Below are 23,651 nucleotides of genomic sequence, written 5' to 3'. Positions count from 1 at the left end.
CCTACAGAGATCGATCATCGGCGCGGCCGAATGGGAAAAACATAAGTCGTCGCGCCAGCGCCCGGCAGCGAAAAGTGCCACCACTCCTTGGCATAGTTCACAAAACCTTGCCGCGCCATCACCGCGACCAGTTCGTTGCGCCAGCGGCGCTGCTCCGGTGTCAGGTTCTGCGCGGCGGTATGAGCCTTCACGTCGGAACAATCGTAGCCGGTTCCCATGTCGACGCTGCCCTCGGGCGCGCGTAGCGCTGCGGGCGCGGTGCAGTCCGCGTAGTCCTTGGCCGGGTCGAACGCCGCGGAATTGTCGGCCGCGAGCTCGACCAGCGTGAGATCGAGCGCCGCACCGGTCGAATGGCCCGAACGCACGGCGATATAGCCGAGACGGAACAGGTCCTGCTTGGCAATGCGCGGAGTGTAGCGGCGGCCGGCCGCGGTCTCGACGCCGTCCTGCGACCAGGCCAGCATCTCTGCGACCGCACGCACCGGCCGGTAGCAGTCGAGCATCTTCAGCGACAGGCCGCGCGGCCGCAGCTCGGCCTGAGCCGCCTGCAGCCGCCGCGCCACGTCACGCGTCACGACGCATTCGGCCGCCTCGTAGCCCGGCAAAGGGCGGCCGACGAAATTGTTGCTGCCGGCATAACGGATGTCCTGGAGGATCGTCGGGTCGATGTCGCGGAGATAGACGAAATCGAACGGCAACGCGGCCGCACCGGCCGGCACGATCGCCGCCAGCAGGATCAGGGCATATCGGAGCGGACCTCTTCCGGCGATGGCCCGCCAGTCCCCGGTTTGGAGCCGCCCGAGAGGCTCGGAAGACGGAACGGGGGAAAACTCGGAACCCCGGCTTTCGGCCTTGCCCCCCATGGAAACCGCGCCTATAGCTCTGGCTTTAATGGCAACCTCTCCGAAATCGACTTTCGTCCTCGGGCACCGGCATTTGCTGGGAATCGAGGGCCTTTCCGCCCACGACATCACCGGCCTCCTCGATCTGTCCGAGGAGTATGTCGAACTGAATCGTCAGGTCGACAAGAAGCGCACCGTGCTGCGCGGCCGCACCCAGGTCAACCTGTTCTTCGAGGCCTCGACGCGGACCCAGTCGTCGTTCGAGATCGCTGGCAAGCGGCTCGGCGCCGACGTCATGAACATGTCGGTGTCGTCCTCGTCCATGCGCAAGGGCGAGACCCTGATGGACACCGCGGTCACCCTGAACGCGATGCATCCGGACATCCTGGTCGTCCGTCACCACGCCTCCGGCGCGGTGGAGCTCTTGGCGCGCAAGGTCGACGGCTCCGTGATCAATGCCGGTGACGGCGCGCATGAGCATCCGACCCAGGCGCTGCTCGATGCGCTGACCATCCGCCGCAACAAGGGCCGCATCGAGGGGCTGGTGATCGCGATCTGCGGCGACGTGCTGCATTCGCGCGTCGCGCGCTCCAACATCCTGCTGCTGAATACGATGGGCGCCCGCGTCCGCGTCGTCGCGCCCTCCACTTTGCTGCCGCCGGGCATCGAGCGGATGGGCGTCGAGGTCGCGCGCGACATGCGCGAAGGGCTCAACGGCGCCGACATCGTCATGATGCTGCGGCTGCAGCGCGAGCGCATGAACGGCTCGTTCGTGCCGTCCTCATCGGAATATTTCCAGTATTTCGGGCTCGATCAGAAGAAGCTCGCTTACGCCAAGCCCGACGCGCTGGTCATGCATCCGGGACCGATGAACCGCGGCGTCGAGATCGAGTCCATCGTTGCCGATGGCGCGCAATCGCTGATCCGGGAACAGGTCGAAATGGGGGTTGCCGTGCGCATGGCCGTGCTCGAAGCACTGGCCCGCAACCTGCCCAACGCGTGATACAGAAGTCGGGACCAAACGCCATGCTGACCGACCGCCGCCCGATCCTGCTCGCCAATGCGCGCGTCATCGATCCCTCCCGCGACTTCGACGGCCCCGGCGACGTGCTGATCGCCGACGGCGTGATCCGTGACCTCAAGCGCGGCATCGGCGCCGCGGGCGTGCCCGAGGGCACCGATGTCGTCAACTGCGCAGGCAAGATCGTGGCCCCCGGCCTGATCGACATGTGCGCCTTCGTCGGCGAGCCGGGTCTGGGCCATCGCGAGACCTTTGCCAGCGCCAGTCAGGCGGCGGCGACCGGCGGCATCACCACCATCATCTGCCAGCCCGGCACCGAGCCGGTGATCGACAATTCGGCGACCGTCGACTTCGTGCTGCGCCGCGCCCGCGACACCGCGATCGTCAACATCCAGCCGATGGCGGCGCTGACCAAGGGCCTGCGCGGCGAGGAGATGACCGAGATCGGGCTGTTGCGCGCCGCCGGCGCCGTCGCCTTCTCCAACGGCCACACCAGCGTGATGAACGCGCAGGTGATGCGCCGCGCACTGACCTATGCGCGGGATTTCGACGCCCTGATCGTGCATCACACCGAAGATCCCAATCTCGTCGGCGAAGGCGTCATGAACGAAGGCGAGTTCGCCTCGCGGCTCGGCCTCTACGGCATCCCGCCTGCAGCGGAAGCCGTGGTACTCGAACGCGACATGCGCCTGGTGGCGCTCAGCAAGGGCCGCTATCACGCGGCCGCGCTGAGCTCGGTGGACTCGCTCGACATTCTCAGGCGCGCGCGCGAAGCTGGCCTCACCGTGAGCGCGTCGGTCTCGATCAACCACGTGACGCTGAACGAGAACGACATCGGCCCCTACCGCACCTTCCTGAAGCTGACGCCGCCGCTGCGCACCGAGGCCGACCGCCGCGCATTGGTCGAAGCGCTGGCCTCGGGCCTCATCGACGTCATCATGTCGGACCACACGCCGCAGGACGTCGAGGTCAAGCGGCTGCCGTTCGCGGAGGCTGCGAGCGGCGCGGTCGGGCTCGAGACCATGCTGCCGGCGGCGTTGCGGCTCGTGCACAATGGCGAGCTGAGCTGGACGACCCTGATCCGCGCCATGTCGACGCGGCCCGCCGAGCTGCTCGGCCTGCCCGGCGGCACCTTGCGGGCAGGCGCGCCGGCCGACATCATCGTGATCGATCCGGACGTGCCCTGGATCCTCGATCCGGCCGACCTCAAATCGCTGTGCAAGAACACGCCGTTCGACGAAGCCCGCTTCACCGGCCGCGTGGTCCGCACCATCGTCGGCGGCCGCACCGTGTTCGAACATGTCTGACGCAAGGCGAAGCTTGGAAGGAGTGGTGTGATGGGTTCCGAAGCCTTCCCGCCGGTCGCTCTCATTATCGGCTATCTCCTGGGGTCGATCCCGTTCGGCCTGATCCTGACCAAGCTGGCCGGCACGCAGGATCTGCGCAGCATCGGCTCCGGCAATATCGGCGCCACCAACGTGCTGCGCACCGGACGCAAGGGGCTCGCGGCAGCAACCCTGCTCGGCGACGCGCTGAAGGGCACGGCGGCGGTCATCATCTCGGGCTATCTCGGCGGCCCGAATGCCGCGATGATCGCGGGCCTCGGCGCCTTCCTCGGTCACTTGTTCCCGGTGTGGCTGAAGTTCCGCGGCGGCAAAGGTGTCGCCGTTTACATCGGTATTTTGATCGGTCTGTTCTGGCCGGGCGCGATCTTCTTCTGCCTGGTCTGGCTCGCCACCGCATTCGCGCTCCGCTACTCATCACTCGCGGCACTCGTCGCCAGCGTGCTGACACCCATCGTGTTGTGGGCATTCGGCCACACCGCGCTGGCGGCCTTGTTCGCCCTGCTCACACTGTTGCTCATTTACATGCATCGCGAAAACATCAAGCGGTTGCAGTCGGGCACCGAGGGCAAGATCGGGGCGAAGAAGTAGTCGCTCCGGACAAATACGGAGCAAATACGGAAAACCTGTGTTGCGCCTGATTTCACAGCGGCTGCACGGCAACACCGGCGATTCATCAGCTCATAAGTTAACGCGGGACTCTGGCGTGAATCATGATTGCCTGTCATGATTCCTGCATGTGGTTACGCAAGACCAGTTCCAGCGGTTCGTCGGCCACGCACGATGACCGTACTGATCAGGCTCCGGCGCAGCAGAAGGCGGCCCCGGCCCGGTCGAACGCCAGCCTGCTGCTATCGGCCGCTGAGATCTGGTCGACCGGCATCACGGCCGCTGCAGAACCGGCACAGACGCCCGAGACGCCTGCCGGGCCGGTCATGTCGGACGTCGCGCTCCCCGCCGAAATATCCGAGCCCAGCCCTGCGCCGGAACGAGCCGATGGCGCGCCGGCCGTCGCCGAGATGATCATGGCGGCCACGAGCACGCCCGTGATCAGCGAGACCAAGACCGCAGAGGCGCCCGAGCGAACGCTCGCGGAGACGATCGCAACGGTTACGCTGCCGCCGCCGCCCCGGACATGGCCGCCGCGCAAGCTGTCGCTGGCCCTGCAGGGCGGCGGAACGTTCTCGGCCTTCACCTGGGGCGTGCTCGATCGCCTGCTCGAGGAACCCGGTTGCGACTTCGACACCATCAGCGGCGCCAGCGCCGGTGCGGTCAACGCCGCGCTGCTCGCGAGCGGGCTCGCCAAGGGCGGCCGCGACGAGGCGCGCAACCGGCTCGCTTTGTTCTGGACCCGGCTGATGGAGGAGGCGTCGTTCCGATCGCTGCTGGTGATCGGCGCGTACTCGCCGGCGAGCAGCTCGGTGTCATTCGGTGCGGGGCTGCGCGGCGGACGCGCCGACCCGCTCGATCTCGATCCGCTCCGCGACATCCTCCGCGAGACGATCGATTTCGACGCCGTGCAGGGCCCGGCCGCGCCCCGCCTGCTGGTTGCGGCGACCCGGGCTCGTGACGGCCTGCCGCAGATCTTCCGCAATGCCGGCATCACGCCGGATGCACTGCTCGCCTCCACCTGTCCCGCGCAACTGCACGCCGCTGTCGACATCGAGGGCGAAGCGTATTGGGACGGCGGCTACGTCACCAATCCGCCGCTGATCCAGATCGCGCATGAGTCCAGCGCCGCCGACCTGCTGGTCGTTCAGGTCACGCCCGCGCGCGACGGCCATGTCCCGATGACCTCGGCCGCGATCGATCGCCGCCTCGACCAGATCGCCGGCAATGCGGTCCTGAACGCCGAGCTCGCGGCGCTCGAATGGGCGCGCAGCGACGGCCTGCATCCGCCGCGCGTCCATCGGCTTGCGGCCGAGGACGAGATCGAAGCCCTGGCACAGCGCGATGCGACCGATCTCGGCAGCGACTTCGTCGAGCTGCTGTACCAGCGCGGACGCGACGCAGCCGAGCGCTGGCTGCGCGAAGCTCCGGTCGGCACCACGCCAGCCATCCAGGGCGAACAGCCGGTGCTATCGTCTCCGGTGTCCGAGTCCGAGGATGTGCGCGACGTCGCGCCGGCGTAGCGCGCCCTCTTCCCTGCGTCCTCGGGTTGCTCCATTCTAGTCCCCGGTAAAGGGGGCTTTGCGTGGATGCCATCAACACGACGATCGAGCTGAGCGACACCGAGCGGCGCGACCGGCTGCGCCTGATCCGGTCCGACAATGTCGGCCCGCGCACCTTCCGCTCGCTGCTCGACCATTTCGGCACCGCGCGCGTAGCGCTCGACCGGCTGCCCGATCTGGCACGCCGCGGCGGCGCGGCCGGAGCCGGCCGGATCTGCACGGTCGGCGAAGCCGAGGCCGAACTCGAAGCCTGCAAACGGCAAGGTGTCGAACTGCGGGCGCCAGACGAAGACGGCTATCCGCCCCGCCTCGCCACCTGCGAGGATGCGCCTCCGCTGCTCGCGGTGCGTGGCGCCCGCGAGACGTTGATGCGCCCGATGATCGCCATCGTCGGCTCGCGCAACGCCTCGGCCGCCGGGCTGAAATTCGCCGGCCAGATCGCTCATGAGCTCGGCCAGGCCGGCTTCGTCGTCATCTCCGGCCTCGCCCGCGGCATCGATCAGGCTGCGCATCGCGCGAGCCTCGGCAGCGGCACGGTCGCGGTGCTCGCCGGCGGCCATGACCGGATCTATCCGCCGGAGCACGTCGACCTGCTCGGCGCCATCATCAGTGGCAGCGGCGCCGCAATCTCCGAGATGCCGCTCGGACACGAGCCGCGCGCCCGCGACTTTCCCCGCCGCAACCGGCTGATATCAGGCGCCTCGCTCGGCGTCGTCGTCGTCGAGGCCGCGCATCGATCGGGCTCGCTGATCACGGCGCGCATGGCCGGCGAACAGGGCCGCGAGGTCTTCGCCGTCCCGGGCTCGCCGCTCGATCCCCGCTGCGCGGGCACCAACGATCTCATCAAGCAGGGCGCCGCGCTCGTCACCGAAGCCGCAGACATCATTCAGGCCGTCGGCCCGATCATGGAGCGGCCGCTGCCCTTTTCGCTGCGCGAGCCGGAGGAGGAGTTGTTCGCCCCCGATCCCGAAAGCCACGACCGCGCGCAGATCACAGCCCTGCTCGGCCCGACCCCGGTGTCGATCGACGACCTGATCCGGATCAGCGGCCTGTCACCCGCCGTGCTGCGCATGGTGCTGCTCGAGCTCGAGCTGGCCGGCCGCCTGGAGCGCCACGGCGGCGGGATGGTGTCGCTGACCTGACGCTCAGTCAGCATCCCTGCGCGCGTCGAAGCGCGAGCGCGCCTGCTCGATCAGCTCCTGGTGCTGCATGGCCCACTGTCCGAGCGCCTGCACCGGCTGCGACAGCCCGCGGCCGAGATCGGTCAGCTCATAATCCACCCGCGGCGGGATGGTCGGAAACACCGTCCGCGTCACCAGCCCGTCGCGCTCGAGGCCGCGCAGGGTCAAGGTCAGCATCCGCTGGGAGATGCCGCCGACGAGCCGCTTCAGCTCATTGAAGCGCTTCGGCCCGTCCTGAAGCATCATGATGACGAACACACTCCATTTGTCGCCGACACGCGCCAGGATCGAGGCCACGCCCCGGCAATCATTATGATTTGGCTGCGTCGGGAGGTCGGGATCATCGCTGTCAGCAGGGGTCATGGCTGTGCCCGGGTTTCAAAAATGTGCGTTCTTGTGGGGTTACAGCACAGTCACTCATAGTGCGCCAGTTACAAACCAATACCGAGGTAACTGACCAATGACCCAACTCCTCCACATCGACTCCAGCGTGCTCGGCCCCAACTCCGTCAGCCGTCAGGTGTCCGCCGCGATCGTCGCACGGTTGCGCCAGATCACGCCGGGGCTGGAGGTGACTTACCGAGATGTCGCAGCCGAGCCGCTATCGCATCTGTCCGGAACGCATGTCGCCGTCGCATACGGTGCGCCCGTTGAGGATCCCGCAGTGAAAGCTGATGTCGCGGCCGGACAGGCCGTGCTGGAGGAGTTCCTGGCCGCCGATATCGTCGTGATCGGCGCCCCTATGTACAACTTCTCCATCCCGAGCCAGCTCAAGGCCTGGGTCGACCGCATCGCTGTCAGGGGCAAGACTTTCAGCTATGGCCCGAACGGCCCGCAAGGCCTGGCCGGCGGCAAGCGTATTATCGTGGCGGTCTCGCGCGGCGGCCATTACGGCGCGGACACGCCGATGGCGGCATTCGAACACCTGGAGACCTATTTGCGCAGTGTCTTCAGCTTCATCGGCGTCACGGATCTCGAATTCGTTGCGGCCGACGGTGTCCAGATCGGCCCGGAGCATCGCGAGCAGGCGCTGGCGAAGGCGATTCAGACGGCCGGCGGTCTCGCCGCTTGAATCCCGCGGTGGCTGCCGCCGGCAGCCACCGCTTTCAATCCCGGGGGCAGGTCTCAAACCGCCACCGACCCGGCCGGTTAGCTCCGAAAGATCGGCGCTCCGGCCGGCGAGCTCGTGGCACCGCCATCGCCGAAGGGCCGCGGCCTGTTTCCGATCCTGGTCGCGCTGCGGCAGTGGAGCGAGGAATTCGACGAGCACCCCGACGAGATCGCCACCGCGCTCGTCGACCGCGCGACCCGCAGGCCGGTTCGCAAGCTGCTGCTGACTGCTGAGGACGGCCGGGTGCTGGCGCCGGAGAAACCGCCCTCGCCCCGCGGCGGTGAGCGCGGGCGGCCGTCAGCAGAGCCTGCGGCGGCTGCGCAGCCTCAGATGCTCCTCGGCCTCAAGGTTCGCCATGCGCAGGAGGTAATCGAGCATGTCGAGACGATGGCGCTGCGCCAGATGCGACAGGCTGGCCGTCACCTCGGCGATCAGCGCCGCCGCGGCGTCGGGATCCTCCACCATCGCCTCGACGTCCGGGTCGCTTTTGTCCGCTGCCTTGGCCAACAACCGTCACCCAGCATAAGGAATTTGACGAAAAACAACCTCAAGAGCGCGCGGTTCTCATCGTGCTCCGTACAACCTGATAGGTACTTCGCCGGTCCAACGCAATCGCCTTTCAACATCCCTCGATTTGACAGGAACCCCCTCACCACCCATGTTCGGGTCAACGAGGCGTGCGCGAATCCCGCGAAACCAGCTTCAACCCTTCCACTAAGCCATTGGAAATACATGAATATCGTTATCGTGGAGTCGCCTGCCAAGGCCAAGACGATCAATAAGTATCTGGGCTCCTCCTACGAGGTTCTGGCCTCTTTCGGTCATGTCCGCGACCTTCCGGCCAAGAACGGTTCCGTCGATCCGGACGAGAATTTCCGCATGATCTGGGAGGTCGATCCCAAGGCGGCGGGCCGACTCAACGACATCGCCAAATCGCTGAAGGGCGCTGACCGGCTGATTCTCGCCACCGACCCTGATCGCGAGGGCGAAGCGATTTCCTGGCATGTGCTGGAGGTGTTGAAGGAGAAGCGCGCGCTCAAGGATCAGAAGATCGAGCGCGTCGTCTTCAACGCCATTACCAAGCAGGCCGTCTCGGAGGCGATGAAGCACCCACGGCAGATCGACGGTGCGCTGGTCGACGCCTACATGGCGCGCCGCGCACTCGATTACCTCGTGGGCTTCACTCTCTCTCCCGTGCTGTGGCGCAAGCTGCCGGGCGCCCGCTCGGCCGGACGCGTGCAGTCGGTCGCGCTGCGCCTCGTCTGCGATCGCGAGCTGGAGATCGAGAAGTTCGTGCCGCGCGAATACTGGTCGCTGATCGCAACCCTGGCGACGCCGCGCGGCGACACCTTCGAGGCGCGTCTCGTCGGCGCCGATGGCAAGAAGATCCAGCGGCTCGACATCGGCACCGGCGCGGAGGCCGAGGATTTCAAGACCGCGCTCAACACGGCGAGCTACACGGTCGCGACCGTCGACGCCAAGCCGGCGCGCCGCAACCCGCAGGCGCCCTTCACGACGTCGACCCTGCAGCAGGAGGCGAGCCGCAAGCTCGGCTTCGCGCCGGCGCACACGATGCGCATCGCGCAGCGTCTCTATGAAGGCATCGACATCGGCGGCGAGACCACCGGTCTCATCACCTATATGCGAACCGACGGCGTGCAGATCGACGGCTCGGCGATCACCCAGGCCCGCAAGGTGATCGGCGAGATCTACGGCAACAAATATGTGCCGGAGAGCCCGCGCCAGTACCAGGCCAAGGCCAAGAACGCCCAGGAAGCGCACGAAGCGATCCGCCCGACCGACCTGTCGCGCAAGCCGGCCGAGCTACGCAAGCGGCTCGATGACGACCAGGCCAAGCTCTACGAGCTGATCTGGACCCGCACGATCGCGAGCCAGATGGAATCCGCCGAGCTGGAGCGCACCACCGTCGACATCGTCGCCAAGGCCGGCGCCCGTACCCTGGAGCTGCGCGCCACTGGCCAGGTCATCAAGTTCGACGGCTTCCTCGCCCTCTATCAGGAAGGCCGCGACGACGAGGAGGACGAGGACGGCCGCCGCCTGCCGCAGATGAGCCCGAACGAGCCGCTGAAGCGGCAGGATCTCGCGGTCACCCAGCATTTCACCGAGCCGCCGCCGCGCTTCTCGGAGGCCTCGCTGGTCAAGCGCATGGAGGAGCTCGGCATCGGCCGGCCCTCGACCTATGCCTCGATCCTGCAGGTGCTGAAGGACCGCGGCTATGTGAAGCTCGAAAAGAAGCGGCTGCACGGCGAGGACAAGGGCCGCGTCGTCATTGCCTTCCTGGAGAACTTCTTCCGCCGCTACGTCGAGTACGATTTCACGGCGGATCTCGAGGAGCAGCTCGACCGCATCTCCAACAACGAGATCGCCTGGCAGCAGGTGCTGAAGGATTTCTGGACCGGCTTCATCGGCGCCGTCGACGACATCAAGGATCTGCGCGTGGCGCAGGTGCTCGACGCGCTCGACGAGATGCTGGGGCCGCACATCTACCCGCCGCGCGACGATGGCGGCGACGTCCGGCAGTGCCCGACCTGCGGCACCGGACGGCTCAACCTCAAGGCCGGCAAGTTCGGCGCCTTCGTCGGCTGCTCGAACTATCCGGAATGCCGCTACACCCGCCCGCTCGCCGCCGACAGCGAGGCCGCGGCCGACCGCGTGCTCGGCCAGGATCCGGACACCGGCCTCGACGTCGTCGTCAAGGCCGGCCGCTTCGGCCCCTACATCCAGCTCGGCGAGCAGAAGGATTACGCCGAGGGCGAGAAGCCGAAGCGCGCCGGCATCCCGAAAGGGACGTCGCCCGCGAGCCTCGAGCTCGACTATGCGCTGAAGCTGCTGTCGCTGCCGCGTGAGGTGGGCATCCATCCGGAGACGGGTCTGCCGATCATCGCCAATCTCGGCCGCTTCGGGCCGTTCGTGAAGCACGACAAGACGTATGCGAGCCTGGAGGCCGGCGACGAGGTGTTCGACATCGGCCTCAACCGCGCCGTCACCCTGATCGCCGAGAAGATCGCCAAGGGCCCGAGCAAGCGGTTCGGCGCCGATCCCGGCAAGGCGCTCGGCGACCATCCCTCGCTCGGCCCCGTCGCCGTCAAGGCCGGCCGCTACGGCGCCTATGTCACCGCCGGCGGCGTCAACGCCACCATTCCCGGCGACAAGGAAAAGGATACGATCACGCTCGCCGAGGCGATCGCCCTGCTCGACGAGCGCGCCGCCAAGGGCGGCGGCAAGAAGGCCAAGGGCAAGGCTGCGGCGAAGCCGGCCAAGGCTGCCAGCAAAGCGGCTGCCAGCAAGGCCAAGCCGAAGACCGGCGGCGACGACGACACGCCGAAGCCGGCGAAAAAGGCCGTGGCGAAGAAGGCGGCCGCCAAACCGAAATCAGACTCCACCAGCAAGGCGCGTGCGCCGGTCGCCAAGGCCGCCAAGACCTCGGCCAAGCCTGCGACCAAGGCGACCCCCAAGAAAAGCGCCGGCAAGGCCCGCGGATGAGAAAATGACCCAAAAGCGCGACATCGGCTTCCCTTCGCGGGAGGCCATCGTCGCCTTCATCCGCGCCAATCCGGGCAAGGTTGGCACCAAGGACATCGCCCGCGCGTTCGGCCTGAAGAACGCCGATCGCGTCGCGCTCAAGCAGTTGCTGCGCGAGCTCGTCGCCGACGGCACGGTGAAGAAGAGCGGCCGCAAGAAAGTCGTCGAGACCGCGACCCTGCCGGCCACGCTGGTCGCCGACATCACCGGGCGCGACAGCGACGGCGAATTGATCGCCAAGCCGGCCGAGTGGGACGAGGCCGAGCAGTCCGAGCCGCCGCGCATCCGCATCCACACGCCGCGTCATGCCGGGCCGGGCTCGGTGGCCGGCGTCGGCGACCGCGCGCTGCTGCGGGTCGAGCCGATCAAGGATGATGGCGGCGTGTCCTATCGCGGCCGCGTCCTCAAGGTGCTGGATCAGGCGCGGCCGCGCGTGCTCGGCATTTTCCGCAGCAACCCCGGCGGCGGCGGCCGCCTGATTCCGGTCGACAAGAAGCAGGCCGGACGCGAGCTCTCCATCGCCCCCGCCGACACCAAGGACGCCAAGGACGGCGATCTCATCAGCATCGACCTGCTGCGCGGCCGCGGCTACGGCCTGCCCTCGGGCCGGGTGAAGGAGCGTTACGGCTCGGTCGCGACCGAGAAGGCGATCAGCCTGATCGCGATCCATGCCCACGAGATCCCGATGGACTTCTCGGCCGCGGCGGTGGCGGAAGCCGAAGCCGCGCAGCCCGCGACCTTGAAAGGCCGCGAGGACTGGCGCGAGCTGCCGCTGGTCACGATCGATCCGCCCGATGCCAAGGACCACGACGACGCGGTTCATGCCGAGCCGGATCCCGATCCGAGCAATGTCGGCGGCTTCATTGTCCATGTCGCCATCGCCGACGTCGCCTACTATGTGCGGCCGGGCTCGGCGCTCGATCGCGACGCGCTCATCCGCGGCAACTCGGTGTATTTCCCCGACCGTGTCGTGCCGATGCTGCCGGAGCGCATCTCCAACAACCTGTGCTCGCTGGTGCCGGGCGAAGCGCGCGGCGCGCTCGCCGTGCGCATGGTGCTCGGGGCCGACGGCCGCAAGCGCTCGCACTCGTTCCACCGCGTGCTGATGCGCTCGGCCGCCAAACTATCCTACGCACAGGCGCAGGCCGCCATCGATGGCAAGCCGGACGACGTCACCGGTCCCCTGCTCGAGCCGATCCTGAAGCCGCTTTATGCCGCCTATGAGGTCGCCAAGCGCGGCCGGGACGCGCGCGATCCGCTCGACCTCGACATTCCCGAACGCAAGATCCTGCTCAAGAAAGACGGCACGGTCGATCGCGTCGTCGTGCCGGAGCGCCTCGACGCCCACAGACTGATCGAGGAGTTCATGATCTCGGCCAACGTCGCCGCGGCCGAACTGCTGGAGAAGAAGGCACTGCCGCTGATCTACCGCGTGCATGACGAGCCGACGGTGGAGAAGATCCATGCGCTGCAGGAATTCCTGAAGACGCTCGACGTGCCCTTTGCGAAGAGCGGCGCGCTGAGGCCATCGCTGTTCAACCGCGTGCTGACGCTGGTGGCCGGCCAGGACTACGAGCATCTCGTCAACGAGGTCGTGCTGCGCTCGCAGGCGCAGGCGGAATATTCGACCGACAATTACGGACATTTCGGCCTGAACCTGCGCCGCTACGCGCATTTCACCTCGCCGATCCGCCGCTATGCCGACCTCGTCGTGCACCGCGGCCTGCTGCGCGCGCTGAACCTCGGCGACGGCGCCCTGCCCGACAGCGAGACGCCGGATCATCTCGCCGAGGTCGCGGCGCAGATCTCGGTGACCGAGCGGCGCGCGATGAAGGCCGAGCGCGAGACCGCCGACCGGCTGATCGCCCATCATCTCGCCGACCGCGTCGGCGCCACCTTCCAGGGCCGCATTTCCGGCGTCACCCGCGCCGGCCTGTTCATCAAGCTCGACGAGACCGGCGCTGACGGCCTGGTTCCGATCCGGACCCTCGGCACGGAATATTTCGACTATGATGAGACGCGGCATGCGCTGATCGGCCAGCGCAGCGGTGCCATGCACCGGCTGGGTGACGTCGTCGACGTGCGTCTGGTAGAAGCTCAGCCGGTGGCCGGCGCGCTGCGCTTCGAACTCTTGACGCAGGCCGACGTGCTTGTCTCGCGCCACGGCCGCCGCGAGCGGCCGAAGGGCAAGGCCGGGATCAAGGCAAGGGCCAAGAGCAAGGCAACGAAGCGCGCCAAGGCCGAGGCGCGGCCGAAGCACAAAGAGAAGAACCGCAAGGAAAGTCAAACGGCAGGGGCAAAACGCAAGCCCGGCACATCGAAGAAAGGCAGATCGTGGACGCCATGACCTCAACGCCCAGCACATTGCCCCCGCAGACGTGGACGCGCGACACCGGCCTCGCCGAGAAGCGCGACGTCTGGACAGCGATGAAGCGCGGCCTGCGCGGCCGCTGCCCGCGCTGCGGCGAGGGCAAGCTGTTCCGCGCCTTCCTGAAGGTCGCGGACAACTGCGACCGCTGCGGCCAGGATTTCTCCGGGCATCGCGCCGACGATCTTCCAGCCTATCTCGTGATCGTCATCGTCGGCCACATCATCGTGCCGCTGGTGCTCTCGATCGAGACCAACTACGCGCCGCCGGTGGCGCTGCAGCTCGCGATCTATCTGCCGGTGACCTTGGTCGCCGCGCTCGCCTTGATTCAGCCGGTCAAGGGCGCCGTCGTCGGGCTGCAATGGGCGTTCCGCATGCACGGCTTCGACGACAATCCGGTGGAAGGCATTCCGCCGGTCTGAGCGACCAGACAATCAACGAATAAGAAAAAGCGGGGAGGACATGAGCGAGACGGCACAGGCCACGGGCGCAGCGGCGGGCAAGCCGGCCGAGAAGGAAGCCGACCATCATCCCTACACCAAGCCGAAGGATGCTGCGACGTTGATCCTGGTGGATCGCAGCGGCACGGTGCCGAAGGTGCTGGTCGGCAAGCGCCACGACAAGGTCGTGTTCATGCCCGGCAAGTTCGTCTTCCCGGGCGGCCGCGTCGACAAGTCAGATCATCGCATCCCCGTCGCAGCGCCGATGCCGGCCGAGCTCGAAGCCAATCTGTTCAAGGGCAAGCCGCAGACGACGGCCTCGCGCGCGAAGTCGCTCGCCGTCGCCGCGATCCGCGAGGCCTGTGAGGAAACCGGTCTCTGTCTCGGACGCAAGGTCGGCGGCTCCGCGCCGAAACTGGACGGGCCATGGGCGCCGTTCGCTGACGCCGGCCTGCTGCCCGATCCCTCCGGCCTGTTCCTGATCGCCCGCGCCATCACCCCGCCCGGCCGCATCAAGCGCTTCGACACGCGCTTCTTCACCGCCGATGCCTCCGCCATCACCCATCGCGTCGACGGCGTGATCCACGCCGATGCGGAGCTGGTCGAGCTGGTCTGGGTCGAGCTCGGCTCCAAGCCGCTCGCCGATCTGCACCCGATGACCAAGAACGTGCTCCACGAGCTCGACCGCCGCCTCGCCACCGGCCCGCTGCGCCATGACGCTGACGTGCCGTTCTTCCATTTCTACGGCGGCAAGATGCAGAAGGACGTCCTGGGCGCGTGAGCTGAACGGGGCTAGACTGGCTGCGTTCATCGGAGAGCCGATCCATGACGCAGCCTCGCCGCCTTCTGCTCGCCTCCGCCGCCCTGATCGCCCTCGCCGCGGCACCCGCGCGGGCCGAGCTCGATGTCTCAGGACTGAAAAGCACGATTGCCGCCTCGCTCGAGCGCGACTATCCCGCGCTCGACGCGCTCTACAAGGATCTGCACGCCCATCCCGAGCTGGCCTTCCAGGAGGTCAAGACCGCCGCAAAGCTCGCGGAGCAGATGCGGGCGCTCGGCTTCGAGGTGACGGAGAAGGTCGGCAAGACGGGTCTGGTCGCGCTCTATCGCAATGGCGAGGGACCGACGGTCATGGTGCGCACCGAGCTCGATGCGCTGCCGATGGAGGAGAAGACCGCCCTGCCCTATGCCAGCCGCGACAAGGCCAATTGGAACGGACGCGAGACCTTCGTCGCGCATAGTTGCGGCCACGACGTGCACATGGCTAGCTGGGTCGGCACGGCCAAGACGCTCGTCGGCCTGAGAGACACATGGAAGGGCACGCTGATGTTCATCGCGCAGCCCGCGGAGGAAGAAGTTGCGGGCGCAAAGGCGATGCTGGCCGACGGCCTGTTCACGCGGTTTCCGAAGCCCGATGTCGGCTTCGCGCTCCACGACGGCGGCTTCGCCTACGGTTCGCTGACCTATCGCACGGCAATCGGCTCTTCCAGCGTGGATGGACTGTTCGTTCGTTTCCACGGCCGTGGCGGGCACGGCGCAGCTCCCCATCAGACGATCGATCCGGTGATGATGGCGGCGCGCTTCGTGATCGATGTGCAGAGCGTGATCAGCCGCGAGAAAGACCCGACCGAATTCGGCATCGTCAGCATCGGCGCGATCCATGGCGGGACCGCCGGCAACATCGTCCCCGACAACGCGCTCGTGGTCGGCACCATCAGAAGCTTCAAGCCTGAGGTCCGCGCCAAGCTCGTGGCGGGCATCGAGCGCACCGCGAAGGCCGTGGCCGCCATGGCCGATGCGCCGCCGCCGCAGATCGAGATTAGCGAGGGCGCGAAGGCCGTCATGAATGATCCGGGCGTCGTCGCGACCGGCGAGAAGGTGCTGCGCGCCGCCTTCGGCGACAAGCTGATGTTGGTGCCGCCGAGCACGACCAGCGAGGACTATTCTGAGTTCGTGTCAGCCGGCGTGCCCTCGATGTTCTTCGGCATCGGCGTCTACGAGCCCGAGCGCGTCGCCGCCGCGCGCGACGGCAGCGGCCCGCCGCTGCCGCCGAACCATTCCCCGCAATTCGCGCCAGTGCCCAAGCCGACCATCGAGACCGGCGTCACCGCGATGACGCTCGCCGTGCTGTCGGCGTTCGATGCACGCGCACGGAGGCATTAGTTGTCCGGCCACGAATGACTTGCCATGAGACGGGCAGCCCTACGCCACCAAAAAGTGTCGTCCCGGCGAACGCCGGGACCCATACCGCGGAATCTGTCGTGGGCCCCGGTGGTCGAGACTGTGCTCACATGGCGTAGTTCACGGAGCATGGGTCCCGGCTCAAGGCCGGGACGACACCATTTGCTGCGTAACCTGTATTGCCTCACGACAGAATGAGCGTGCTGCGCACGACCGCAAAAACGAAATCGTGTTCTGCCGTGGGTTGCTGACGCGGATCGGGCGAGTTCCTATCTGCTCAAGAGATCAACCATCCACGGACACCCCATGGCTCCCCGTCAACTCAAGCTCGGCGCCTTCATGCGCCCGGTCTCCATCCACACCGGCGCGTGGCGCTATCCCGGCGCCTGGCCGGACGCCAATTTCAACTTCGCGCATCTCAAGCAGCTCATCCGGAAATTGGAGGCCGGCAAGTTCGACGCCTTCTTCATGGCCGACCATCTCGCGGTCCTGAACATGCCGATCAATGCGCTCAAGCGCAGCCACACCGTGACTTCGTTCGAGCCCTTCACGCTGCTCTCGGCGCTGTCGGCGGTGACCGAGAATATCGGCCTGATCGCGACGGGATCGACCACCTTCGACGAGCCCTATCACCTCGCCCGCCGCTTCGCTTCGCTCGACCACATCTCCGGCGGCCGCGCCGGCTGGAACATCGTCACCACGTCGAATCCGGATGCCGCGCTGAATTTCGGGCTCGACGATCACATGGAGCACGCCGAGCGCTACAAGCGGGCCCGCGAGTTCTACGACGTCGTCACGGGCCTGTGGGATTCGTTCGCCGACGATGCCTTCGTGCGCGACGTCGAGAGCGGGCTGTTCTTCGATCCCGACAAGATGCACGTGCTCGACCACAAGGGCAAATATCTGAAGGTCCGCGGCCCGCTCAACATCGCACGCCCCGTGCAGGGCTGGCCGGTGATCGTACAGGCCGGCGCCTCGGAGGACGGCAAGCAGCTCGCGGCGGAAACCGCCGAGGCCGTGTTCACCGGCGGCGGCAGTCTCGCGGATGGACAGAAGCTCTATGCCGACATCAAGGGCCGCATGGACAAGATCGGCCGTGATCCTGAGCATCTAAAGATCCTGCCCGGCGCCTTCGTGGTGGTCGGCGACAGCGTCGACGAGGCGAAGGAGAAGCGCGCGCTGCTCGACAGCAAGGTGCATTACGACAGCGCCATCGCCTCGCTCTCGGTCATCCTCGGCACCGACGCGTCCGGCTTCGATCCCGACGGTCCGCTGCCTGATATCCCCGAGACCAACGCCTCCAAGAGCGGCCGCCAGCGCCTGGTCGATGTCGCCGCACGCGACAAGCTCACGGTGCGGCAACTGGCGCAGCGGGTCGGCGGCTACGGCGGTCTGTCCTTCGTCGGCACCGCCACGACGATCGCCGACCAGATGCAGGAGTGGCTGGAAAGCCGTGGGTCGGACGGTTTCAACATCATGTTCCCGTTCCTCCCCGCAGGGCTCGACGACGTCGTCGACAAGGTGATTCCCGAGCTGCAGCGCCGCGGGATCTTCCGGACGGAGTATGAGGGGCCGACCCTGCGGGACAATCTCGGCCTGCCCCGACCGAAAAACCGCTTCTTCGCGGCCTAGGGACCCCAGAATCTGGCCCTCAAACCTTGACTTTGGGGGCTGGCTGGGTAGGTTGCCGGCCAACGGCGCCCCCTCTTTGGCCGGTGCCCACCCCCGATCCCGATTCCAGAGGTTCAAGACATGGCCAAAGCGGTCACCATCAAGGTCAAGCTCGTGTCGTCGGCCGACACCGGCTTCTATTACGTTGCCAAGAAGAACTCGCGCACCATGACCGACAAGATGGTCAAGAAGAAGTATGACCCGGTCGCGCGCAAGCACGTCGAATTCCGCGAAGCCAAGATCAAGTAAGATCGCGGTCTGCTGCGACTTCAACGGGGCCGTTTCGGCCCCGTTTTTTATTGCGCGCGATGCTGCCACTCCTGTGGCACGGGCCGTCCCCCATCTGATCGGTCCATTGGCTGCGGCTGAATCTGGTTCCCGACTTAAGGAGCCATCAACCAAACCCATGCGATTTGGGGTAGCGGCGCACCCCCGTAGCGTCTCCCTCCTTATCTTACCGGCAGACCAGTGATGACCGATCCTCAGACTTTGCAGTCCCGTCTCGATTTCATCGGCATCGACAATGCGACCCGAGAGGCGCTGCGGGAGCTCCGGCCGCTGATCGGCAAGGTGCTGCCCGGCCTGCTGGAGCAGTTCTACGCCCATGTCGGCAAGGTCCCGCATCTCGCCAAGATGTTCTCCAGCCAGGCCGCGATGCGGCACGCCTCGAAGGCCCAGCTCGACCATTGGATGTCGCTGGCGACCGCGAAGTTCGACGATGCCTATGTGAAGTCCGTGACGAGGATCGGCCAGGCGCACAACCGGATGGGGCTGGAGCCGCGCTGGTACATCGCCGGCTATTCGCTGATCGTGACCGGGCTGCAGAAGGCGATCGAGACGGAGATCGCGGACGGCTGGTTCGGCGGCCAGGCGGCCCGCGAGAAGAAGGCCGCGCTGCAGGCTGCGATCACCAAGGCGGCAATGATCGACATGGATCTCGCCATCTCGGTCTATCTCGATGCGGCCAAGACCGAGCAGCACGTCGCCATGCAACGCATGGCCGACGAGTTCGAAGCCACCGTCGGCCAGATCATCAACAAGGTCCATGCGGACGCGCGCACGCTCGAGGTCTCGGCCAACACGCTGAGCAAGACCGCCGAGCAGACCCAGCAGCTGTCGGCCAGCGCGGCCTCGGCCTCGGGCCAGGTCTCGACCAACGTGCAGTCGGTCGCCTCGGCCGCCGAGGAGATGACCTCCTCGGTCCATGAGATCGGGCGGCAGGTCAGGGAATCGACCACCATTGCCAAGGAGGCCGTTCGCCAGATCGAGCAGACCGATGTCGGCATCAGCGAGCTGTCGCGCACCGCCGAGCGCATCGGCGACGTGCTCAAGCTGATCACCTCGATCGCCGCCCAGACCAACCTGCTGGCGCTGAACGCGACCATCGAGGCGGCGCGCGCCGGCGACGCCGGCCGCGGTTTCGCGGTGGTGGCCTCCGAGGTCAAGGCGCTGGCGTCGCAGACCGCCAAGGCCACCGAGGAAATCGGCCAGCAGATCGAAGGCATTCAGAGCGCGACGCAGTCCTCGGTCGCCTCGATCAAGCAGATCGGCGGCACCATCCAGCAGATCTCGGAGATCGCCGCCGGCATCGCCGCCGCCGTCGAGCAGCAAGGCGCCGCGACGGGGCAGATCTCGCGCAACGTGCAGGAGGTCGCCGGCGGCACCGCGCGCGTCGTCGGCAACATCGGCGACGTCAGCAAGGGCGCCAGCGCCACCGGCACCGCCTCCGCGCAGGTGCTGTCATCCGCGCACTCGCTGTCGCGCGAGAGCGATCACCTCAAGGATGAGCTGGAGAAATTCTTGCGCAGGGTCCGTGCGGCCTGACTACAAAGAAGGGCGGATCGGCGTTGGCCGTCCGCCCTGCGACGTCGCGACGCTGCGCGCCGGCTTACATTCCGTGGCTCAGGAACACCGCCGAGCAGCGCTTGCTCAGCTTGGCCCGGTTCTGCGTCAGACAGTTCTGGACCCCGAAGTCGTCGCCGAGCTGAGCGCGGCAGAAACGCTTGGCGTCGGGCGCGCACGCCTTCTGCTCCTGCGGCGTCCCCATATGGCCCTGAGCCATGGCGAACGACGGCAGAACGGACAGCGACACGGCAACCGCGAACATCAGCTTCTTCATTGGGCGCTCCTCCTTGGGCTGAAACAAAACGTTTCCCACCCAAGGGGGTTCCGACGGAACTGCGCGTCCGAAGGCCGGATGGCGAGCGTCGCAGCCAATGCTGCCTGCACATCCCGCTCTGAACGGTCAGCGCCTTGCCGCAATTCTCAGCCGGCGCAGGACGTGGCCCGCGCCAGCGCAGCACGCGCGAGCAGACGCGTCGAATCCAACGTCGGCAGAGGCGAGTTGGCATCGTCGATGATCAGCGGAATCTCGGTGCAGCCGAGCGCGACGGCGTCGCAACCTTCCTCCTTCAGCCGCGTGATGATCGCCTGAAACGCGGCGACGGAGGGCGGCTCGAACCGCCCGTAGACCAGCTCATCCATGATGATGCGGTTGGCTTCGACGCGATCGGCTTCTTCCGGACGCGCGAACGCCAGCCCGTGTGCGGTCAAGCTATCCGGATAGACATTGCTGTCGACGAGCCATTTGGTGCCGGTGATGCCGATACGCCTGTAGCCTCTCCTGACCGCTTCCGTCGCGACCACGTCGGCGATGTGCAGCCACGGCAGCGGAGAGCGCGGCAGCACCAGCGGCAGGGCCTGGTGGATGGTGTTGTCCGGGCAGATCAGGAAATCCGCGCCGGCCGCGGCGAGCTTGCGCGCCGAGGTCAGCATCAGCTCGGCGACTCCAGCGAGATCGCCGCGATCGAGGCAGGCCACGTAGTCGGCGAGCGACGGCGTGTGCATCGACACCTCGGGATGGCCATGCGGCCCGAGCAGGTCGGCGCCCTCCTTGCAGATCGTGCGATAGCAGAGCGCCGCGCCCTCGGCGGAGCAGCCGACGATGCCGATATGTTTTGCCATTCGTCGTTCCATTCCATCAACGTTGCCGACGATGATAGCGCGAAAAGCGGCCGAGGGTGAACATCACCCCACCGCGCACCATCCTCTGCCATTGCGCGCACAGCGAAGCAATCCAGAGTCCTTGCTGAGCCCTGGCTTGCTTCGCTGTGCTCGCAATGACGCGGTTGCAACAGATCGCGCGCACGACATCGCCAGGGCCGATCACACGCTGATCCGCCCTGCCGAGACATTTGTTCGCACTGGCCTGTTCGCAGCTACATCACGCCGCGGGACATCATGGTGTTCGCTATGTCGAATCTCAGGCGCTCGAGCGCGCGGTGGGCTGCGATATGGTCGAGATCGCCTTGCGTCAGGCCGATATCCACCAGTTGCGCCTCGCTCAGGTCGCATAGCTGGACTCTCATCCGCCTGAGCCGACGGCCTTCCTGAAACACCAGCCAATAGCCCGCGAGCAGGCCGAACAGCCCCGGAGCCGAGATGCCCGGCGGCCCGGCCGCATTCTTTTCCGACAACGCGTCACGCAGCACCGTGACGGATGCGTTGGGTCGCGGCGCGGCTGGCGCCTGGTGCACCGCGTTCTTCACCAATGAGAGGGGGCGATCGCGCGTGGCGGCATTGCGCGCGATCTCGTCTGTGAGATGGGTCTGAGGTGGCATCGGTCGCTCCTGCTGCGTGATGCCGGCAGGGAGCGTGGCCAAACAAAAGGCCCCGTCCGATGCCGGCGGGGCCTAGTGGAATGATCGTGTCGTCGAAATCCTAGCGCACGACTCCTCCCACGGCCCAGCTGCGGCGGGCCGCATGTTTGCGGTTGGAGTTGCGCACGACGTTGATCATGGTTTGTCGGTACCACGATGATTGCGCCAGATCAAGGCATGTAGTTCCTGCGCTCGCAGATGAGCACCTATGCGAGGCTCGTGTCCCGCCGAACTCCCGCAGACGACGTCTCCGGCAGGATAGTGTCCATAGATAAGCGCGATCTCACCTCCGTCGTTGCGAGCGCAGCGAAGCAATCCAGAGTCGTGTGCGGGACCCTGGATTGCTTCGCTGACGCTCGCAATGACGTCGCGGCGACCATCTCGCGCTGTTGGTCGGTTATCCCTGCGTCGCCACTTTCAACGACCAACTACATTCCCCGACGCGAGACGCCGCCCGGATATGGATCATCCCTCAACCTGTCGAGCGTCCGCAGCGCGGCGATGTGCTCGATCTCGGCGCGCGTGATGCCGATATCTGTGAGCTCGCGTTCGCTCAGGTCATGCAGGCAGTCCCGCACGCTCTCGCGGCGTTGCCATTCTTGGATCGCGCGCCAGCACCAGCCGATCAAGCGGATGATCGGCCAGGTCGGCGTTGCCGGCGGACCGGCCGCGTCCTTTTCTGGCGACACGTCTCGCAACGCTGCGATCGACGCTTCGGACTGCATCGATGGCTGCACGCTGTCGATCGCGTCGGTGATTGACGCGATCGAGAGATCGACGTTGAGCGCCGACACGTGCGCAGCGTCGATCGTCGCGTTGGTCTGATGGGGTGGCATCCTCTGCTCCTGCTGTTATGCCGGCAGGGAGCGTGGCCAAACAAAAGGCCCCGTCCGATGCCGGCGGGGCCTGGTGAAACGATCGCAACGTCCAATTCCTAGCGCGCGACTCCTTCCACGGCCCAGCCGAAGCGGGTCATGTGATAGAAGTTGACGATGCGGACCGATTTGCTCATATCACATAAGGTATCATGGCACGCACGCAACATCAAGGGATATTTGGGCGCCCCACATCCTGGCGGCGAGTTGTTGTAGATCGACCGCGCGAGCACGGCGGGCGGATTGGCGTCAGCTCAATCTGCCGATTTGCGGCGAACGTGAAGCGGCGCGCTGATCCGCCCTACGGAGTGCGGACTACCAGCTGAAATGTCCACATCGGGCACACTCCACAAACATCAGACGCTCTCTCGTCCGAGATACGTCGGAATGAGTCCACAACCATCCGGCCTTGCGCGCTGACCAGCGCTACGTACCGCGCCCCGCCATGAACCGATCCAAGATGTCAGCCAGCGAGCCCGAAACGCCTCCCAAGACCATGAAAACCAAAAGGTTGGTCTGCACACCGAGCGCTTCGAGGACCAAGACTCCACACAACATCAGCACGCCGGCCAAAACACCCATGCGAAGCGGCTTCATGCCTTTTCCCTAACAAGAGAGCAACGCCGCAACCAAGCTAACATGAGACGCCTGAAGTTCGTAGGGCCGATCAGCGTCGGCCTGATCATCAGGGGTCCATCCTGAAGCATTGAGATGAGGAAGCGATCTCCCCATCGAGCGCCCCCGAGACGGTCCTGCGCCGAAGACTAACTTTTCGAACGCTTTCAACGAGATCGCTCTCGCCGGCTATCCAGATCGCATTTTTTTACTTTCGCTTTTCCAGAATTCATGCTATCCCCCTGCACATCCCACCTCGCCAAGAGGGGCGCATCGCGATCGTCACGAGCGTGAGGTGGGCTGCGGTGGGCGTGTCGGGTTGCAGCGTGGCTTGTCCGCGCCGACGAACATCCTGATGCGCACGGTGAAGCCGTGTGGTCCTGGCCTCCCGATGCTGAGGCCAAGCGGGCGCTGCGACGAAGCGCGCTCGCGACGGGGGCAAGAACGCCGGTCCCCGGGGAGAGCGCGGAGTAAGCCGTAAAGCCATCGCGCAGGGAGGGCCGGATGTCCGGCTCGTACCTGTGGTTCTGCCGCGTGCTTTCTTTCTGCACGCGGACCATGGGTGCGACCAGCACCCGGCCTTCCCTGCGCCCTCTGTTCTCGAAGAGGGCTTTGAATGGCACAACTCGG

At 66.4% G+C, this 23,651-nt stretch carries 22 protein-coding genes; 14 read left to right on the top strand and 8 right to left on the bottom strand.

Annotated elements, in window-relative coordinates; translation table 11 throughout:
- Positions 1–14: 14 nt before the first annotated feature.
- Positions 15–740 carry a M15 family metallopeptidase gene (locus QX048_RS05415; RefSeq protein WP_315729364.1) on the bottom strand — a complete coding sequence of 242 codons (726 nt, stop codon included), beginning with the start codon at positions 738–740 and terminating at the stop codon, positions 15–17.
- Between the two features lie 151 nt (positions 741–891).
- Between QX048_RS05415 and QX048_RS05410 the strand changes: the two genes are divergently transcribed.
- From QX048_RS05410 to dprA, 5 genes are all read left to right on the top strand, one after another.
- Positions 892–1,845, top strand: coding sequence for an aspartate carbamoyltransferase catalytic subunit (locus tag QX048_RS05410; RefSeq protein ID WP_231325127.1), 954 nt, complete (start codon positions 892–894; stop codon positions 1,843–1,845).
- Between the two features lie 23 nt (positions 1,846–1,868).
- The gene (locus tag QX048_RS05405; RefSeq protein WP_315827246.1) at positions 1,869–3,170 is read left to right on the top strand and encodes a dihydroorotase; all 1,302 of its coding nucleotides are present in this window, start codon (positions 1,869–1,871) and stop codon (positions 3,168–3,170) included.
- 30 nt (positions 3,171–3,200) lie between these two features.
- The gene (gene plsY, locus QX048_RS05400) at positions 3,201–3,797 is read left to right on the top strand and encodes a glycerol-3-phosphate 1-O-acyltransferase PlsY (protein WP_316200380.1); all 597 of its coding nucleotides are present in this window, start codon (positions 3,201–3,203) and stop codon (positions 3,795–3,797) included.
- Between the two features lie 146 nt (positions 3,798–3,943).
- A complete protein-coding gene (locus QX048_RS05395) occupies positions 3,944–5,338 on the top strand; it encodes a patatin-like phospholipase family protein (RefSeq protein ID WP_315827248.1) in 1,395 nt (464 codons plus the stop codon).
- Positions 5,339–5,400: 62 nt separating this feature from the next.
- A complete protein-coding gene (gene dprA / locus QX048_RS05390; protein ID WP_315827249.1) occupies positions 5,401–6,519 on the top strand; it encodes a DNA-processing protein DprA in 1,119 nt (372 codons plus the stop codon).
- Between the two features lie 3 nt (positions 6,520–6,522).
- On the opposite strand, the gene QX048_RS05385 is transcribed toward dprA, so the two are convergent.
- Positions 6,523–6,921, bottom strand: a complete 399-nt coding sequence (locus tag QX048_RS05385; RefSeq protein ID WP_315711348.1) for a helix-turn-helix domain-containing protein — start codon at positions 6,919–6,921, stop codon at positions 6,523–6,525.
- Positions 6,922–7,018: 97 nt separating this feature from the next.
- On the opposite strand from QX048_RS05385, the gene QX048_RS05380 reads away from it, so the two are divergent.
- Positions 7,019–7,630, top strand: coding sequence for an FMN-dependent NADH-azoreductase (locus QX048_RS05380; RefSeq protein WP_315827250.1), 612 nt, complete (start codon positions 7,019–7,021; stop codon positions 7,628–7,630).
- A 336-nt stretch (positions 7,631–7,966) separates the two neighbouring features.
- Here QX048_RS05380 and QX048_RS05375 read toward each other — a convergent pair whose 3' ends face one another.
- Entirely contained in the window at positions 7,967–8,176 is a 210-nt protein-coding gene (locus QX048_RS05375; protein ID WP_315712655.1) for a hypothetical protein, read from the bottom strand.
- A gap of 225 nt (positions 8,177–8,401) precedes the next feature.
- Between QX048_RS05375 and topA the strand changes: the two genes are divergently transcribed.
- From topA to QX048_RS05335, 8 genes are all read left to right on the top strand, one after another.
- Complete coding sequence (topA, locus tag QX048_RS05370) at positions 8,402–11,173, top strand: type I DNA topoisomerase (RefSeq protein ID WP_315827251.1); 2,772 nt, start codon at positions 8,402–8,404, stop codon at positions 11,171–11,173.
- Between the two features lie 4 nt (positions 11,174–11,177).
- A complete protein-coding gene (gene rnr / locus QX048_RS05365) occupies positions 11,178–13,559 on the top strand; it encodes a ribonuclease R (RefSeq protein ID WP_315827252.1) in 2,382 nt (793 codons plus the stop codon).
- Complete coding sequence (locus tag QX048_RS05360) at positions 13,556–14,002, top strand: DUF983 domain-containing protein (RefSeq protein ID WP_315711344.1); 447 nt, start codon at positions 13,556–13,558, stop codon at positions 14,000–14,002. The genes rnr and QX048_RS05360 overlap by 4 nt, the downstream gene beginning before the upstream one ends.
- A gap of 40 nt (positions 14,003–14,042) precedes the next feature.
- A complete protein-coding gene (locus tag QX048_RS05355) occupies positions 14,043–14,801 on the top strand; it encodes an NUDIX hydrolase (RefSeq protein ID WP_315827253.1) in 759 nt (252 codons plus the stop codon).
- Between the two features lie 44 nt (positions 14,802–14,845).
- The gene (locus QX048_RS05350; protein WP_315827254.1) at positions 14,846–16,183 is read left to right on the top strand and encodes an amidohydrolase; all 1,338 of its coding nucleotides are present in this window, start codon (positions 14,846–14,848) and stop codon (positions 16,181–16,183) included.
- Positions 16,184–16,507: 324 nt separating this feature from the next.
- Positions 16,508–17,833: an LLM class flavin-dependent oxidoreductase gene (locus QX048_RS05345; protein WP_315827255.1), complete on the top strand. Its 1,326-nt coding sequence runs from the start codon at positions 16,508–16,510 to the stop codon at positions 17,831–17,833.
- 120 nt (positions 17,834–17,953) lie between these two features.
- A complete protein-coding gene (gene rpmG / locus QX048_RS05340; RefSeq protein WP_006611239.1) occupies positions 17,954–18,121 on the top strand; it encodes a 50S ribosomal protein L33 in 168 nt (55 codons plus the stop codon).
- Between the two features lie 222 nt (positions 18,122–18,343).
- Complete coding sequence (locus QX048_RS05335; RefSeq protein ID WP_315827256.1) at positions 18,344–19,696, top strand: globin-coupled sensor protein; 1,353 nt, start codon at positions 18,344–18,346, stop codon at positions 19,694–19,696.
- A 64-nt stretch (positions 19,697–19,760) separates the two neighbouring features.
- Here the strand turns inward: QX048_RS05335 and QX048_RS05330 are convergent, their stop codons facing one another.
- From QX048_RS05330 to QX048_RS05310, 5 genes are all read right to left on the bottom strand, one after another.
- The gene (locus tag QX048_RS05330; RefSeq protein ID WP_315827257.1) at positions 19,761–19,991 is read right to left on the bottom strand and encodes a hypothetical protein; all 231 of its coding nucleotides are present in this window, start codon (positions 19,989–19,991) and stop codon (positions 19,761–19,763) included.
- 146 nt (positions 19,992–20,137) lie between these two features.
- Positions 20,138–20,836 carry an aspartate/glutamate racemase family protein gene (locus QX048_RS05325; RefSeq protein WP_316187310.1) on the bottom strand — a complete coding sequence of 233 codons (699 nt, stop codon included), beginning with the start codon at positions 20,834–20,836 and terminating at the stop codon, positions 20,138–20,140.
- Between the two features lie 254 nt (positions 20,837–21,090).
- On the bottom strand, positions 21,091–21,492 hold the full coding sequence (locus QX048_RS05320; RefSeq protein WP_315827259.1) for a DUF1127 domain-containing protein: 402 nt from the start codon (positions 21,490–21,492) through the stop codon (positions 21,091–21,093).
- Between the two features lie 467 nt (positions 21,493–21,959).
- Positions 21,960–22,367 (bottom strand): DUF1127 domain-containing protein, encoded by a 408-nt coding sequence (locus tag QX048_RS05315; RefSeq protein WP_315752977.1) that lies wholly within the window; start codon positions 22,365–22,367, stop codon positions 21,960–21,962.
- A gap of 465 nt (positions 22,368–22,832) precedes the next feature.
- Complete coding sequence (locus QX048_RS05310; protein WP_315740306.1) at positions 22,833–23,003, bottom strand: hypothetical protein; 171 nt, start codon at positions 23,001–23,003, stop codon at positions 22,833–22,835.
- Positions 23,004–23,651: the final 648 nt, after the last annotated feature.

Source organism: Bradyrhizobium sp. SZCCHNS30572 (genome assembly GCF_032484415.1).
In the GTDB taxonomy this organism is placed as follows: Bacteria; Pseudomonadota; Alphaproteobacteria; order Rhizobiales; family Xanthobacteraceae; genus Bradyrhizobium.
This window is presented reverse-complemented; position numbering and strand designations above follow the sequence as displayed.

Coding starts and splice junctions, on each gene's coding strand:
- QX048_RS05405 (WP_315827246.1), top strand. CDS start 1,869: ATGCTGACCGACCGCCGCCCGATCCTGCTCGCCAATGCGCGCGTCATC.
- QX048_RS05320 (WP_315827259.1), bottom strand. CDS start 21,492: ATGCCACCTCAGACCCATCTCACAGACGAGATCGCGCGCAATGCCGCC.
- QX048_RS05330 (WP_315827257.1), bottom strand. CDS start 19,991: ATGAAGAAGCTGATGTTCGCGGTTGCCGTGTCGCTGTCCGTTCTGCCG.
- QX048_RS05395 (WP_315827248.1), top strand. CDS start 3,944: ATGTGGTTACGCAAGACCAGTTCCAGCGGTTCGTCGGCCACGCACGAT.
- QX048_RS05310 (WP_315740306.1), bottom strand. CDS start 23,003: ATGAAGCCGCTTCGCATGGGTGTTTTGGCCGGCGTGCTGATGTTGTGT.
- QX048_RS05360 (WP_315711344.1), top strand. CDS start 13,556: ATGACCTCAACGCCCAGCACATTGCCCCCGCAGACGTGGACGCGCGAC.
- QX048_RS05325 (WP_316187310.1), bottom strand. CDS start 20,836: ATGGCAAAACATATCGGCATCGTCGGCTGCTCCGCCGAGGGCGCGGCG.
- rpmG (WP_006611239.1), top strand. CDS start 17,954: ATGGCCAAAGCGGTCACCATCAAGGTCAAGCTCGTGTCGTCGGCCGAC.
- QX048_RS05385 (WP_315711348.1), bottom strand. CDS start 6,921: ATGACCCCTGCTGACAGCGATGATCCCGACCTCCCGACGCAGCCAAAT.
- topA (WP_315827251.1), top strand. CDS start 8,402: ATGAATATCGTTATCGTGGAGTCGCCTGCCAAGGCCAAGACGATCAAT.
- QX048_RS05350 (WP_315827254.1), top strand. CDS start 14,846: ATGACGCAGCCTCGCCGCCTTCTGCTCGCCTCCGCCGCCCTGATCGCC.
- QX048_RS05380 (WP_315827250.1), top strand. CDS start 7,019: ATGACCCAACTCCTCCACATCGACTCCAGCGTGCTCGGCCCCAACTCC.
- QX048_RS05410 (WP_231325127.1), top strand. CDS start 892: ATGGCAACCTCTCCGAAATCGACTTTCGTCCTCGGGCACCGGCATTTG.
- QX048_RS05315 (WP_315752977.1), bottom strand. CDS start 22,367: ATGCCACCCCATCAGACCAACGCGACGATCGACGCTGCGCACGTGTCG.
- QX048_RS05355 (WP_315827253.1), top strand. CDS start 14,043: ATGAGCGAGACGGCACAGGCCACGGGCGCAGCGGCGGGCAAGCCGGCC.
- QX048_RS05345 (WP_315827255.1), top strand. CDS start 16,508: ATGGCTCCCCGTCAACTCAAGCTCGGCGCCTTCATGCGCCCGGTCTCC.
- QX048_RS05335 (WP_315827256.1), top strand. CDS start 18,344: ATGACCGATCCTCAGACTTTGCAGTCCCGTCTCGATTTCATCGGCATC.
- rnr (WP_315827252.1), top strand. CDS start 11,178: ATGACCCAAAAGCGCGACATCGGCTTCCCTTCGCGGGAGGCCATCGTC.
- plsY (WP_316200380.1), top strand. CDS start 3,201: ATGGGTTCCGAAGCCTTCCCGCCGGTCGCTCTCATTATCGGCTATCTC.